General features: G+C 66.7%; 13 protein-coding genes. 10 read left to right on the forward strand and 3 right to left on the reverse strand.

The window, feature by feature from the left end; all coding sequences use genetic code 11:
* The 7 genes from atpD to FM104_RS07645 all read left to right on the forward strand — a co-directional run bounded on the left by atpD (position 1) and on the right by FM104_RS07645 (position 8,168).
* Positions 1-1,455, forward strand: a complete 1,455-nt coding sequence (atpD, locus tag FM104_RS07615) for a F0F1 ATP synthase subunit beta (RefSeq protein ID WP_087130828.1) — start codon at positions 1-3, stop codon at positions 1,453-1,455.
* A 2-nt stretch (positions 1,456-1,457) separates the two neighbouring features.
* On the forward strand, positions 1,458-1,718 hold the full coding sequence (locus tag FM104_RS07620) for a F0F1 ATP synthase subunit epsilon (RefSeq protein ID WP_087130829.1): 261 nt from the start codon (positions 1,458-1,460) through the stop codon (positions 1,716-1,718).
* 81 nt (positions 1,719-1,799) lie between these two features.
* Positions 1,800-2,540, forward strand: a complete 741-nt coding sequence (locus tag FM104_RS07625; RefSeq protein ID WP_087130830.1) for a YaaA family protein — start codon at positions 1,800-1,802, stop codon at positions 2,538-2,540.
* 132 nt (positions 2,541-2,672) lie between these two features.
* Positions 2,673-3,479, forward strand: coding sequence for a large exoprotein (locus FM104_RS16265; RefSeq protein WP_143738279.1), 807 nt, complete (start codon positions 2,673-2,675; stop codon positions 3,477-3,479).
* Positions 3,480-3,559: 80 nt separating this feature from the next.
* A complete protein-coding gene (locus FM104_RS07635; protein WP_087130831.1) occupies positions 3,560-4,543 on the forward strand; it encodes an aldo/keto reductase in 984 nt (327 codons plus the stop codon).
* Between the two features lie 72 nt (positions 4,544-4,615).
* Positions 4,616-5,410 (forward strand): PP2C family protein-serine/threonine phosphatase, encoded by a 795-nt coding sequence (locus tag FM104_RS07640; protein ID WP_087130832.1) that lies wholly within the window; start codon positions 4,616-4,618, stop codon positions 5,408-5,410.
* 58 nt (positions 5,411-5,468) lie between these two features.
* Positions 5,469-8,168: an FtsK/SpoIIIE domain-containing protein gene (locus FM104_RS07645; protein ID WP_179206717.1), complete on the forward strand. Its 2,700-nt coding sequence runs from the start codon at positions 5,469-5,471 to the stop codon at positions 8,166-8,168.
* A gap of 22 nt (positions 8,169-8,190) precedes the next feature.
* On the opposite strand, the gene FM104_RS07650 is transcribed toward FM104_RS07645, so the two are convergent.
* Entirely contained in the window at positions 8,191-9,186 is a 996-nt protein-coding gene (locus FM104_RS07650) for an asparaginase (protein ID WP_087131203.1), read from the reverse strand.
* A 39-nt stretch (positions 9,187-9,225) separates the two neighbouring features.
* Between FM104_RS07650 and FM104_RS07655 the strand changes: the two genes are divergently transcribed.
* Positions 9,226-9,726 (forward strand): OsmC family protein, encoded by a 501-nt coding sequence (locus tag FM104_RS07655; protein ID WP_087130834.1) that lies wholly within the window; start codon positions 9,226-9,228, stop codon positions 9,724-9,726.
* On the opposite strand, the gene FM104_RS07660 is transcribed toward FM104_RS07655, so the two are convergent.
* Positions 9,695-10,471, reverse strand: a complete 777-nt coding sequence (locus FM104_RS07660; protein WP_087130835.1) for a lysophospholipid acyltransferase family protein — start codon at positions 10,469-10,471, stop codon at positions 9,695-9,697. The genes FM104_RS07655 and FM104_RS07660 overlap by 32 nt on opposite strands.
* Before the next feature lie 86 nt (positions 10,472-10,557).
* Between FM104_RS07660 and FM104_RS07665 the strand changes: the two genes are divergently transcribed.
* Together FM104_RS07665 and dxr are read left to right on the forward strand one after the other, a co-directional pair.
* Positions 10,558-11,589: an FKBP-type peptidyl-prolyl cis-trans isomerase gene (locus FM104_RS07665; RefSeq protein WP_256971556.1), complete on the forward strand. Its 1,032-nt coding sequence runs from the start codon at positions 10,558-10,560 to the stop codon at positions 11,587-11,589.
* A gap of 48 nt (positions 11,590-11,637) precedes the next feature.
* Entirely contained in the window at positions 11,638-12,720 is a 1,083-nt protein-coding gene (gene dxr, locus FM104_RS07670; RefSeq protein ID WP_087130836.1) for a 1-deoxy-D-xylulose-5-phosphate reductoisomerase, read from the forward strand.
* 14 nt (positions 12,721-12,734) lie between these two features.
* Here the strand turns inward: dxr and FM104_RS07675 are convergent, their stop codons facing one another.
* On the reverse strand, positions 12,735-14,348 hold the full coding sequence (locus FM104_RS07675; RefSeq protein ID WP_179206718.1) for a Mur ligase family protein: 1,614 nt from the start codon (positions 14,346-14,348) through the stop codon (positions 12,735-12,737).
* Positions 14,349-14,372 lie beyond the last annotated feature (24 nt).

The following is a 14,372-nucleotide window of genomic DNA, read 5'->3' on the forward strand; positions in this document are numbered from 1 at the left end:
ATGACCCCCACCGCTACGGCTGACCAGCCCGCGACCGCGGTCGTCGGGCGCGTCGCACGCGTCAACGGTCCGGTTGTGGATATCGAGTTCCCGCACGACTCGATCCCCGACATCTACAACGCGCTGAAGACCACGATCACGATCGGCGAGGAGTCGACCGAGATCACGCTCGAGGTCGCTCAGCACCTCGGCGACGACCTCGTGCGCGCCATCTCGCTCAAGCCCACCGACGGCATGGTCCGTGGCCAGGAGGTGCGCGACACCGGCGAGGCGATCTCCGTTCCCGTCGGCGACGTCACCAAGGGCAAGGTCTTCAACGTGATCGGCGAGGTTCTCAACGCCGAGCCCGGTGAGCAGATCGAGATCACCGAGCGCTGGCCGATCCACCGCAAGGCGCCGAACTTCGACCAGCTGGAGTCCAAGACCCAGATGTTCGAGACCGGCATCAAGTCGATCGACCTGCTGACCCCCTACGTGCTGGGTGGAAAGATCGGTCTGTTCGGTGGTGCTGGTGTCGGCAAGACGGTGCTCATCCAGGAGATGATCCAGCGTGTTGCACAGGACCACGGTGGTGTGTCGGTGTTCGCCGGTGTCGGCGAGCGCACCCGTGAGGGCAACGACCTGATCCACGAGATGGATGAGGCCGGCGTCTTCGACAAGACCGCCCTTGTCTTCGGCCAGATGGACGAGCCGCCGGGAACGCGTCTGCGCGTGGCACTGTCGGCTCTGACCATGGCGGAGTACTTCCGCGATGTGCAGAAGCAGGACGTGCTGCTGTTCATCGACAACATCTTCCGCTTCACGCAGGCCGGTTCCGAGGTCTCGACGCTGCTGGGCCGCATGCCCTCGGCCGTGGGCTACCAGCCGAACCTCGCCGACGAGATGGGTGTTCTCCAGGAGCGCATCACCTCGACGCGTGGTCACTCGATCACCTCGCTGCAGGCGATCTACGTGCCGGCCGATGACTACACCGACCCGGCGCCGGCGACCACGTTCGCGCACCTCGATGCAACCACCGAGCTCTCGCGTGAGATCGCATCGAAGGGTCTGTACCCGGCCATCGACCCGCTGACCTCGACGTCGCGCATCATGGACCCCCGCTACTTGGGCGAGGACCACTACCGCGTGGCCACCACGGTCAAGCAGATCCTGCAGAAGAACAAGGAACTGCAGGAGATCATCGCGATCCTCGGTGTCGACGAGCTCTCCGAAGAGGACAAGATCGTCGTGTCGCGTGCACGTCGCATCCAGCAGTTCCTCTCGCAGAACACCTACATGGCGAAGAAGTTCACCGGTGTCGAGGGTTCGACCGTCCCGCTGAAGGAGACCATCGAGTCGTTCGATGCGATCACTCGCGGTGACTTCGACCACGTCGCCGAGCAGGCCTTCTTCAACGTCGGTGGCATCTCGGACGTCGAAGAGCAGTGGGCGAAGATTCAGAAGGAGAACGGCTGATCATGGCTCTGCACGTCAGCCTCGTCTCCGCCGATGCGGAGGTCTGGACGGGAGAGGCATCGCTTGTCGTCGCCAAGACCGTCGAGGGCGAGATCGGCTTCATGGCCGGGCACGAGCCGGTGCTGGCCATCCTCGCTGAAGGCCAGGTCCGGATCACCCAGGAAGACGGCACGAAAGTGCTCGCCAACGCGCAGGACGGCTTCCTCTCGATGGAGGGCGACGCCCTGACCATCGTCGCCGGCAACGCTGCGTTGATCGCCTGACAGCAATTCACTGACGCGTCCGCCTCGACCCGGAGTTCTCTCCAGGTCGAGGCGGACGCTTCTTCTTACCCCCGGGAACCCATGAAGATTCTCCTGCCTCCCTCTGAGACCAAGCGCACCGGCGGCACCGGGGCGCCGATCGATCTCGCGAACCTCGCGCTTCCGTCACTGCACGCGGCACGCGAGCAGGTGGTGTCGGCGCTGATCGAGTTGTCTGGTGACGTCGCCGAGTCCCAGCGGGTGCTGAAGCTCAGCGACCGGCAGCTGGCCGACATCGATGACAATCGGATGCTGCGCACGGCGCCCACGATGCCGGCCGTCGACCGCTATACGGGGGTGCTCTATGACGCACTGGATGCACCGAACCTCGATCGCGCGGCCAGACGCTGGCTCGGCGCGCATGTGCTCATTCATTCGGCGCCTTTCGGACCCGTCGGGGCGCTGGACTCCATTCCGGCATATCGGCTCGCGGCCGGCGCAGCTCTTCCCGGACTGCAGCCGTTGCGCAGGCACTGGGCCGAATCCACAACCGCGGCTCTGGCCGAGAACGACTTTCTGCTCGACCTGCGCAGTGAGGCATATGTTGCCCTGGGCCCGGTGCCAGCGTCCGTGCGCTCCGCGTACGTGCGCGTCGTGACCGACACAGGTCGCGCGCTCAACCACTTCAACAAGAAGGCCAAGGGCGAATTCTTACGCGCGCTTGCCACGACACGCCCGAGAGGGCGCTCCGCTGACAGTCTGTTCGAATGGGCCGAGCGGACTGGTCTGCACCTGCAGAAGGCGCCGATCCAGGGGGAGTGGGAACTCGTCGTTCGAACCTGAGCCCGGTGGTGGGTACATGTGCCCTGGCTGAGTATTGCCTGAGTACTTGCTCGGCAGATAGCATGGCCGTTGCGATTCATTCGCGAGGGGGAGTGCAGCAGCTTCCCTGGTCGACAACGGAAATGGGACGACATGGACAACGGGGATCTATACGGGCTCGGTGCCTTCTACGCGATGATGGCGATCTTCGGGGTCGTGATCTTCGTCTTCTCAGTGGTCGGCTATGTACTCGGCTCGCTCTTCATGATGAAGATCTTCGAGAAGGCGGGCGTGCAGGGCAAGTGGCGCGCATGGGTTCCCGTCTACAACACGATGATCTTCTTCAAGCTCGGCGATATGAGCCCCTGGCTGGTGCTCTACGGCATCGGCGGCATCATCCTGCTCTCCTGGATTCCGATCCTCGGTTTCATCGGCAGTCTCGTCGGAGTCGCGATCGGCGTGCTGTCGGCGATGGCTGCGTGGCGCGTCGGCCTGAAGCTGCAGAAGGAAGCGGCATGGGTCATTCTCTACGTGCTCCTGGGCATTGTCTGGCTGGGTATCAACGCCTTCGACAAGTCGCGGTGGAACCCGAACATCGCGCCCGCTTCGTGGGCCGGCAACAACTTCCTCGGCGACCGCACCGTGTGGGACGGCGTTCCCGTGCAGCCGTCCGCGGGCGTCGCACCGGCCGCACCCGGATATGGTGCGCCGCAGGGATATGCCGCTCCTGCTCCGCAGGGCTACCAGCCTCCCGCGCAGCCCGGTTACCCGGCGCAGCCTGGATACCCGGCGCAGCCCGGCTACTCGGCTCCCGCGCAGCCCGGCCAGCAGCCTCCTGCGCAGCCCGGCTACGGTGCTCCTCAGCCGCCGGTTCCTCCGGCACCGGGTGCGCCGACGCCTCCGCCCGCACCTCCGGCTCCGCCCGCACCGCCGGCAGATCCGAACCAGCCCCCTGCGTGAGCTGAGCTCCTGAAGAAGCCCCCGACCTCGGTCGGGGGCTTCTTGCATCTGGCGAGGTCAGGATTAGATACGGTGGAGGCATGGGAACTTCGCAGCGTCGCGTCGGCGCATCCGGTCTCGTCGTATCCGCAACAGGTCTCGGATGCAATAACTTCGGCAGGGCCGGAACCGTGACCGAGACGCTCGACGGCACTCGCACGGTGATCGACGCCGCGTTGGCGAATGGAGTCTTCTTCTTCGATACCGCTGACATGTACGGAGCCGATGCGGGTCAGAGCGAGTCGCTGATGGGCGAGGCGCTGCAGGGGCGTCGTGACCGTGTGGTGCTGGCCACGAAGTTCGGTCACGAGCGCGACATGGGCTATGACTTTCCGGCGGGCCGAGGGTCGCGTCGCTACGTGCGCATGGCTGTCGAGCAGTCTTTGCGCCGCCTGCACACCGATTGGATCGATCTCTACCAATTGCATCTGCCCGACCCGCAGACACCGATCGCCGAGACGATCGATGCACTCGATGAGCTCGTCGACGAGGGCAAGATCCGCTACTACGGTCACTCCAACCTCGACGGCTGGCAGATTGCCGAGGCGGAGTTCACCGCCCGCACGCGTTCGACCGGGCGCTTCATCTCGGCACAGAATCATTATTCGCTGCTGGCGCGCGCGTCCGAGCGCGAGGTGCTGCCTGCCGTCAATCAGTACCAGCTCGGCTTCTTCCCGTTCTTCCCGCTGAAGAACGGACTGTTGACGGGCAAATTCACCCGCGAAGGCGGTCCGAGCGACAGCCGCATCATGCAGACGCGACGGCAGATCTGGGTGGATGCGCCGTGGGACGCGCTGGAGGCATATCAGGAGTTCTGCGATGAGCGTGAGATCACGATGCTGCAGGCCACGTTCGGGTGGCTGCTCGCGCAGCCCGGCGTGTCGAGCGTGATCGCCGGCGCGACCACTGCCGAGCAGATCGAGGCCAACGCCGCGGCAGCAGATGCGTGGGCCCCGTCTGCGGCGGACCTGACGGAGATCGACCGGATCTTCCCGCTGCCAGAGGACCCTGCGACGCAGATGTGACCGTCTGCTCCATTACGATGAACCTGTATCCCATGGGCGCTGCGTCGCCCGCACGTCAGACGGAGACCTCCTGTGCCTGAAACGACAACGCAGACGCACCGCGTCAGCGATGAGCTGCAGCTCGCGTGGGCCGGGATCACCGACCGCGGCCGGCGGCGCGACAACAACCAGGATGCGTTCCTGGCGCGGTATCCGCTTTTCGTCGTCGCTGACGGCATGGGCGGCCATGCCGGTGGTGAGATCGCCAGCCAGAGCACCGTGACCGAGCTCGACGCCATGCTGGATGCCGGCGAAATCTCCAGCGCAGCCATCGAGGCAGCGCTGCACCGCGCGGTAGATGACATCCACAGCCACCCGGAGACCACGGACGAAGGCACCGGCACCACACTCACTGGTGTCTATCTTCAGCGCACCGAAGAAGATGGCTGGCAGTGGATCTCATTGAACATCGGCGACTCGCGGGTGTATCTCAAGCGCGACGACCGTCTCGTGCAGGTGACGACTGACCATTCGGTGGTGCAGGAGCTCATCGCCTCGGGAAAGATCAGCCCGGAAGAGGCCGACAGCCATCCCTACAGCAACGTCATCACCCGTGCGGTCGGTGCAAGCGAGTTGGTGCCGCCCGACTACGTCGCGGTCGACCTGCGTGACGACGACCGCATCATCATCTGCTCCGATGGGCTCACCAAAGAGCTCACCGACTACGGCATCCTGCACTTCCTCCGCGAGCACGCCGATCCAGCGACCGCAGTCGAAGCCATGCTCGATGCCGCGCTCGAGAACGGTGGCCGCGACAACGTCACGATGATCGTGCTCCAGGTCATCATGGGCGAATCGCCCTCCACAGAAGTCGAATCCGCGCAATAGCCCGATCCGCCTGTGGATAGTCCGTTTCTGATGGCGTCCGTGCGCTCGAATGGTGGGTATGGATGCCACCACCATTGTTCTGCCGGCAGCTCCCGCTGAGGCGCGACGCCCGCAACTGCCGCTGCTCGCTGCCATTGTTCCGGTTATCGCCGGAGTGGTGCTGTGGCTGGTGACCGGGTCGCTGTTCGCGCTGTGCTTCGCCGCGCTCGGCCCGCTCATGCTCGTTTCGTCCTACCTCGATGGGCTTCGATCCCGACGCAAAGAGCGTCGGCGTGCCGACGCGGAAGACACCCAGGCGTGGCAGCGCGCCGACGCAGAGCTGGATCGGCTGCACGCCCAGGAGCACGCCGGCGCGTGGGCCCGCGACCCCGATGTCGCCGAGTGCGTGATCGAGCCGCCACTGCGAGGACACGAGGGGGTGGGTCGAGCGACGACGATCGTGCTGGGCCGTGGCCTGCGCCCCAGCGTCGTGCGAGCCAGCGGGGGCGATGACGACCGGGCGCGCGCATTCGCCGAGCGCGCGCAGCAACTGGACGATGCACCGATCGTGGTGCCTCTCGGCGGTGGCGTGTGCATTCGGGCACCGGAGCCGGTGGCAGCGGCGGTTGCACGGGCCCTGGTGATTCAGTTGTGTCTGCGCTTCCCTCCGGCGCAGCTCGGGGTGTTCGGCGATCGCACCGCGGCCTGGTCGCTGGATGTTCTCCCGCACGCGGGGCGACGACGGGCCTCGTTTCGCCTGAGCGCAGGAACCGGCGCTGAACGATCGGACGCGGTGATCTGCGTGCGTGCGCCGGGGGAGGAGCCGCCGCCTGGAATCACGACGGTGCTGGACTTCACGACCCCGGTGCGTGCGCGGGTGCGGACACCTGAGGGAACGAGTGAGCTGTCGCTTGAGGCGGTGTCAGCCCAGCAGGCTCGTGCCATCGCCAGCACCGCGGCTGAGAAAGCCGACACAGACACCGAGGTGCCGGACCGTCTCGCGATGGATGAGCTGCCGCCGGCGCGCACCCACGGACTCTCGGCGACGTTCGGACGTGGTGAGCACGGTGACCTCACCCTGGATCTCGTCGAGGACGGGCCGCATGCGATCGTGACCGGAATGACGGGAACGGGCAAGAGCGAGTTGCTGACGAGCTGGCTGACGGGGATGGCAGCGGTGCACTCTCCGGCGGAGGTCGCTTTCGTCCTGGTGGATTTCAAGGGCGGCACAGCGTTTGATCCACTGCGCAGGCTGCCGCACGTCGTCGCGGTCGTCACCGACCTTGACGCGGAGGGGGCGCGGCGCGGCGTCGGCAGCCTCACCGCCGAGCTGCGTCGTCGTGAGGCGGTGATGGCGGATGCTGGGGCCCGCGACGTGCGCGACTGCCCGGCACTGGCGCGGCTCGTGATCGTCGTCGATGAGTTCGCCGCACTGCTGCAGGAGCATCCCGATCTTGCCGCCATCTTCACCGACGTCGCAGCCCGTGGTCGCGCGCTGGGAATGCATCTCGTGCTCGGCACGCAGCGCGCGAGCGGGATCATCCGCGATGCGCTGGCATCGAACTGCCCGCTGCGGCTCAGCCTTCGCGTCGCCGAGACGGCCGACAGTCGGTTCGTCATCGGCTCGGATTCGGCTGCGGAGCTGCCCGGTGGTGCCGACTCGCGCGGGCTCGCGTTCGTGCGCCGTCCGCGTGACACCGAAGCGCACGTCACTCGCATCGCGCTCACCTCCGACGCTGATCTCGCTGCCGCGTCCCAGCGCTGGAGCGGACACGAGCGGCAGCGGAGCCCCTGGCTGCCACCGCTGCCGCCGCGCGTGGCGTTGCCAGATCATGGAGCGGTCGATGCAGAGGCAGTCTTCGGTCTTGCGGACGAACCGGAACAGCAGCGGCAGCCCTGGGTCACCCTGAAACGCGGACAGGGACTCGCGATCCTCGGCGGACCAGCGGCGGGAAAGAGTTCTGCTGTGCAGATGCTCGCCTCGCAGCTGCCTGATGGGGTGATCGTGCCGCCAGATCTCGAAGGCGCATGGGACGCTGTCGCTGAATTGTCCACCGGCCGGCACGGAACGGTGCTCTGCGACGACCTCGACCTCCTGGTCGGTCAGTACCCGCCGGACTATCAGCAGCTGTTCCTCAGCAGGTGGGAGAAGATCGTGCGCGCTCCGGCGGGTGCAGTCATCACGCTCTCACGCGCATCCGGTCCGCTCGGACGTCTGATCGATGCCCTCCCGCAACGAGCCCTGCTGCGATTGACGAGCAAGGTCGAGCACATCGCAGCGGGCGGTGACCCGTCAGCATTCGACCGGGCACGGCCCGCTGGCAGAGCCTGGATGGACGGGCGAGAGGTACAGGTGTGCTGGACGGACGAACCCGCATCAGACACGGCGCAGCCATCCGCGCGCGATCCCCAGATCTGGCAGCCCCGTCGCAGATGGACGGGCATCGTGACGGCAGCGGAGGAGGCGACTCGAACGGTGCTCACCGCGGCGCACCCGGGGCATCGGGTGATCAGCCTTGGTGAGGCCGACAGAGCAGCAGCCGACGCGCAGCCCGAGGCGCAGTTCATCGTCGTCGGCGACCCCGAGCAGTGGCGTGCGCAATGGTCGCTGCTCCAGCTCGTGCGAAGCTCCGGCGAATTGCTGATCGCGGCGGAATGCCCCACCGAACTGCGTCAGCTCGCTGGTGCGCGGGAGGTGCCGCCCTTCGCCCTCGCACATGCTGACCGGGCGTGGTCGGTGGAGGCGGGAGCGCTGCCGCGGCGGGTGCTGCTGAACTGATCTCCGCTCGTCGATTTCCGGTTCAGACGGCGGAACCGGGGCGGATGGTGCCAACAGGTTCTCCGCCGCCGAGCACGGTCAGCTGCAGCGCGGCCGCGAGAGTGACGACGTCGGCCTCGGCCAGTGCGCCGGCACGGGCAAGCATCGTGGCTGCGACGATCGTCGCAGCGCGACCGTTGCCATCGAGCATCTTCAGTGCCACCGTTGCGCCGTTGGGGGCGACCATCACCATGACTCCCTCGGCGCCGCCCTTCGCGAAGACACCGAGCGTCTCGATGGCGATCGTGTCGGGCTCACCGGGGCCCGCGATCGTCCACGGGCTCTCGCGCACCGCACGCACGAGTGTTCCGGCGACGCGGTGCAGCGCGAATGGCGAGCGCTCCGACGCAGTTCCGATGCGGTGAACGCCGCGTGCGAGAGCTGTGAGGGTCATCGCGTGCACCGGCGCCCCGCAGCCGTCGATCGCTGTGTGCGCAACCTTCTCTCCGGTGAGACGCTCCACGACCTCACGGATGTGGACCTGCAGCGGATGGGTCGGTGCCAGATAGTTCTTGATGGGCCAGCCAGTGGCGAGGCAGGCGCGAAGCATGAGGGCGTGCTTGCCGGAGCAGTTCATGCGAATCCGGGCCTCGGCAAGGTTGTCACTGATCATCTGACGGCGCGTGGCGCTGTCAGATGGCCACGCGACGGGGCAGCCGAGATCGTCCTCGTTGAGGCCACCGGCGGCGAGCACCTCGCGAACCACTGCCGCATGCCGGTCGGTGCCGGTGTGGCTCGCCGTGCCGAGTGCCAGCTGATCGCCCTCGAGCGCGGCGCCCGCGGTCACACTGGCGACAGCCTGCAGGGGCTTCAGACTCGAACGGGGCAGGATCAACGCGTCTGCGTTGCCGTGCACGGCGGTGGTATCACCATCGGGGGAGAGCACGATCGCGGCGCCGACGTGGCGAGATTCCACGAAGCCGCTGCGCTCCACGACGGCGAGTTCGACAGCATCACTGATAGTCAGGGTCTCCAGCACCACACCAGCCTATCGTCGCCGCCGTGGCAGACTTGCGGCATGGCACAGCATCCGCTCGGCGAGCATCATTACGAGCTCACTGCGACCTGGACCGGGAATCGCGGCAGCGGAACGAGCGGATACCGCGATTACACGCGCGACGTGACGATCACGATCGACGGCAAGCCAGAGCTGCTCGCTTCGGCCGACAGGCCGTTCCGCGGAGACAAGACCAGATGGAACCCCGAGGACATGCTGATCGCGTCCCTGTCGGAATGCCACCTGCTGTCATATCTGCACGCCTGTGTGACGGCGGGTGTCGCCGTGACCGCGTATCGCGATCGGGCGACCGGCGTGATTCGTGAGGACGGCCGGGGCGGTGGAGCATTCGTCGAGGTGATGCTGCGGCCCGAGGTGGTGGTGGCGGATGCTGCGATGATCGAGACGGCGGAACAGGCCCATCATCAGGCCCACGAATGGTGCTTCATCGCCAACTCGGTGAACTTCCCGGTGCGTTACGAACCGACAGTCAGCGCCTCTCGTGGGGCAGCGCCTGCCTGATCTTGTCGATCGGGGTGGCGGCGGGCGGTTCGTTGTAGACACCGGCGAGCTCCTGCTCGGACAGTGCGTGGATCGCCGCCATGATCTCATCGGTCGCGAGGCGGCGCGCCCGGCCGCTGTTCGCCGCGCCGTGCTTCGACAGGTCGAGCGGCTTGCCGAAACGCACCGAGATCCGCTCACTGAGCGAGGGCATCTTCGCGCCCACCGGCATCACTCGATCCGTGCCGATCAGTCCGACCGGCACGACGGGTGCGCCGGTCTGCAGCGCCAGGAAAGCTACTCCGGTGCGGCCCCGGTACAGGCGCCCATCGGTGGAGCGCGTTCCCTCCGGGTACAGTGCGACGGCGAGCCCCTCTTCGAGCAGCTGTCGCTGCTGATCCAGAGCATCCAGAGCGGCCTGGCCGGCACCGCGGCGAACCGGAATCGCGCCGACAGAGGTGAAGAACTCCCGCGATACGGCGCCCTTGAATCCGGTGCCCTCGAAATAGCTCGATTTCGCGAGGAAGTGCACCGGCCGCGGGGCGGCGACGGGGATCGCCATCGAATCGATGAAGGAGAGGTGGTTGCTGGCGAGGATGACGGCACCGGTCATCGGAACGTTCTCGCGGCCTTCGATGCGGGGGCGATAGATCGCGCGGGCGAGGGGAGTGGCGATCATCCGACCCACTGCGTATTTGAATCCCGCGTGATGGGGTGTGGCCGGTTCCGACGTGTGCTCGGAATCCATCGACTGCTCAGAACTCATCAGAAGATCCTATCCAGCGATCCATGCCGGCATCGGCATGCCGATGCCGGGTCGCACTCAGCGGCGACAAAGCCGGATGAGCGAGGATGGTGTACTCCCACCACCGATTCCGAGGTCTCATCTTGCGCCTGCGTCCGCTTGCTCTCCTGTCCACCGTCGCCGTGACGGCGCTGCTTCTGGCCGGTTGCGCAAGCAGCCCCGAGACGGCAGAGACTCCCGAGCCCACGCCTTCCGGACAACCGGAGTGCCTCGTCGATGCGAAGCCGGGTGCAGGATCGGATGCCATCAAGGTGACCGGTGAAGGACTCGACGCGAAGATCGAGGTGCCACAGGGAACCGAGTTCGACGACGTGCAGCGCACGATCCTGAACAAGGGCGATGGCGACGATGTGCACGCCGGCGACTTCATCTCGATCCGCTACCAGATCGTCGAGGCCGACACGAACAAGGTCGTGGAGACCTCGGAGCGCGGCGTCGACGGCGTGCTGCCGATGCTGCTCGACCCGGCGATCGCGCAGAACCCGCAGGCGATCATGGATTCCACCCAGTCGCCCGTCTTCATCGCGGCGGCCGAGTGCGCGCCGATCGGCTCTGACGTCGTCTTCGCCCTGCCAGGGCAGGAGGGGCAGAGCGCAGTCATCGTCTACCTGCAGACGCTGAAGGAGCTTCCCACCACCGCAACGGGCAAGAGCGTCGATGCGCCTGCCGACATGGCGACGGTGAAGCTCGCGAAGGATGGCACGCCGTCTGTCGAGATTCCGAAGGGCGACGCTCCGACCGAAACGACCATCGGTCTGCTGAAGCAGGGCGACGGTCCCACTGTCGGCGTCGGCGACCTGGTCACGGTGCAGTACCTCGGCGTGAAGTGGAGCGACGGCACAGAGTTCGATTCGTCGTGGAGCCGCGACGCGATGCCCACCCAGTTCCCGACCACGGGCGTCGTGGCGGGCTTCAGCAAGGCTCTGGAGGGCCAGCAGGTCGGCTCGCAGGTGCTCGTCGAGATCCCGCCGGCTGACGGCTATGGTCCGTCCGAAGGCCACGAACTGCAGAAGGAGACTCTGGTCTTCGTGATCGATATCCTCGGCGTCACACCGCTCGTCACCGATCCGGTCGAGTGAGTCCCCTCTGCCCTGCGGGAGATCGCTGCACGGCATAGGCTTGGCGGCATGCGTCGCGTCATCGTCCTCGGCTCCACCGGTTCCATCGGCACTCAGGCACTGGATGTGATCCGCGCCAATCCGCGCCGGTTCGAGCTCGTGGGACTCGCTGCGGGCACGAACGCCGAGCTGATGGCGCAGCAGGCCGCCGACTTCCACGTCGAGCACACGGCGCTGGGAGCATCCGACGCCGAGCAGCTGGTCCGCGATGTCGAGGCGGATGTCGTGCTGAACGCCATCACCGGCTCGATCGGCCTCGGCGCCACGCTGGCAACTCTCAAAGCTGGTCGCACGCTCGCACTCGCGAACAAGGAATCGCTCATCGTCGGCGGCGAGCTCGTGCGCGCTGCGGCTGCAGATGGGCAGATCGTGCCAGTCGATTCCGAGCACTCGGCGATCGCTCAGGCGCTCCGGGCCGGGGTGGATGCCGAGGTGCGGCGGCTGGTCGTGACCGCGTCCGGTGGACCTTTCCGTGGCCGCGGCCGCGCAGAACTCGGTGACGTCACCCCCGCACAGGCACTGGCTCACCCCACTTGGGACATGGGGCGGATGGTCACCACGAACTCCGCCACCCTGGTGAACAAGGGCTTGGAAGTGATCGAGGCGCACCTGCTGTTCGACGTCGCCTACGACGATATCGAGGTGGTGGTGCACCCGCAGTCGATCGTGCACTCCATGGTGGAGTTCGTCGACGGCTCCACCATCGCGCAGGCATCGCCGCCTGACATGCGCCTGCCGATCTCTCTCGGACTGGACTGGCCGCATCGAGTCGGGGGTGTCGGTCAGCCGTTGGATTGGCGAGCTGCGACGAGCTGGACTTTCGAGCCCCTTGACGACGAGGCGTTCCCCGCCGTGCTGCTGGCGAAGGCAGTGGGGCGAGCGGGCAAGACATTCCCCGCCGTCTACAACGCCGCCAACGAGCAGGCCGTCAATGCCTTCCACGAGGGGCGCCTGACGTTCCTGGGCATCGTCGATACGATCTCCCGCGTGATCGACGCGCACGACGCGGGCGATGTGCTGACTGTCGACTCGCTGGCGGAGGCCGAGCGGTGGGCGCGCGAGAAGGCAGACGCGCTGATCGCCTCCGCGTGAAAGGTATCCGGCTGCTAGTCGCCGTACGGATTCGGCCAGTGCGAATCCGCGACCGGCCAGCCCGCGGCCTGCAGCGCACGACGGGCCAGCTCGCGGGCTGAGTACGGCGTGCGCACGCCGCGGATGTCGCGATAGTCCTGGTGGCCGGGGCCGGCCCAGAGGATGGCATCCCCTTCGCCGACCATGCCGACAGCAGCGATGATCGCCTCCTCGGGAGGCGAGAACTCATGGATCTCGGCATCCGGCCGCGACCGGCGGGCGCCTTCGATGAGGGTGGCACGGATGGATGCGGCGTCTTCGAACCGCGGGTGATGATCGGTGACGACCAGTATGTCGCTGCCCTGAACGGCCGTTCGCGCCATATCGAATCGCTTGGTCGCGTCGCGATCGCCGTCGGCGCCGAAGAGCATGAGCACCTTGCCCGGCGTCACGCGGCGCACGGCGGAGAGGGTCTTCTCGAAAGCATCCGGCGTGTGTCCGAAATCGACGTAGACGGCAGGACCGTTGGTGCCGGAGATGAACTGCGTGCGCCCTGGCAGGTGGGCGATGATCTGCCCGTCGCGGGCGAACGACGCCGCGATGCGTTCCCAGTCGTAGCCTCCCTCAAGCAGCATGACAATCGCCAGCCCGGCGTTCGCGGCCATGTGCTGGCCGATGACGGGCACGAGTGTGGTGAGGTTGCGACCGCCAGGCCCGGTCAGTGTGAAGAGCGTGCCGCTGGGGCGCTCGTCATTGATGGTGACGACCCAGTCGGCCCGGGCGGCAGCATCCGGATCCGCGGCGATCGACGGCGTGCCGATCGTGACGACGGGAATGCCCGCGCTATCGACGACACGAGCGCCAGACGGCGAGTCGAGACTGATGACGCCGCGTCGAGCCCGCTCTGGAGTGAACAGCGGCAGCTTCGCCTTGAAGTACTCCTCCATATCGGCGTAGTCGTCGAGGTGATCATGCGACAGGTTCGTGAACCCGGCGACATCGAAGACGATGCCGTCGACGCGGTGGCGCGACAGCGCCTGCGCGCTCACCTCGACCGCTACTGCCTCGACCGAGCGCTCCCGCATGAGGGCGAGCAGCGCGTGCATCTCTGACGCCTCGGGGGTGGTGAGACGCGAGACGATGACCTGGCCGGCGATATGCCGTTCGGCCGTCGATGAGAGACCAGAGACGACACCGAGTTGATCGAAGATGCCCTGCAGCAGGTGCGAGACACTCGTCTTGCCGTTGGTGCCCGTCGTTCCGAACAGCAGCGGCAGCGGATCGGCGGCTCCCGTGCCGTAGACCCAGGCGCTGAGGTCACCGAGAACCGCGCGCGGATCGTCGACGATGATGATCGGCAGACCGGTGGATGCTGCGATATCTGCGCCGGCGGGATCGGTGATGACCGCAACGGCGCCCTTCTCCGCAGCGATCGGCGAGAACTCGGCGCCATGCCGATTCACACCCTGAATAGCGACGAAAGCTTCGCCGGGACGCAGGTCGGCGGTGGCGAGGGTGATTCCGCTGAGGTACACGTCGGCGAGGTCGCCGCGGGTGTCACGGGCGAAACGGTCGGAGAGCTCGGTCAGCGCGCGACGGGGTGGGTCGGCGGGACGGAGCACAGGTGGGAGCGGCGGTTGGCTGATCATCGCATCCATGATCTCACGCACATC

Origin of the sequence: Microbacterium esteraromaticum (assembly GCF_900163815.1) — a bacterium.
GTDB lineage: Bacteria > Actinomycetota > Actinomycetes > Actinomycetales > Microbacteriaceae > Microbacterium > Microbacterium esteraromaticum_B.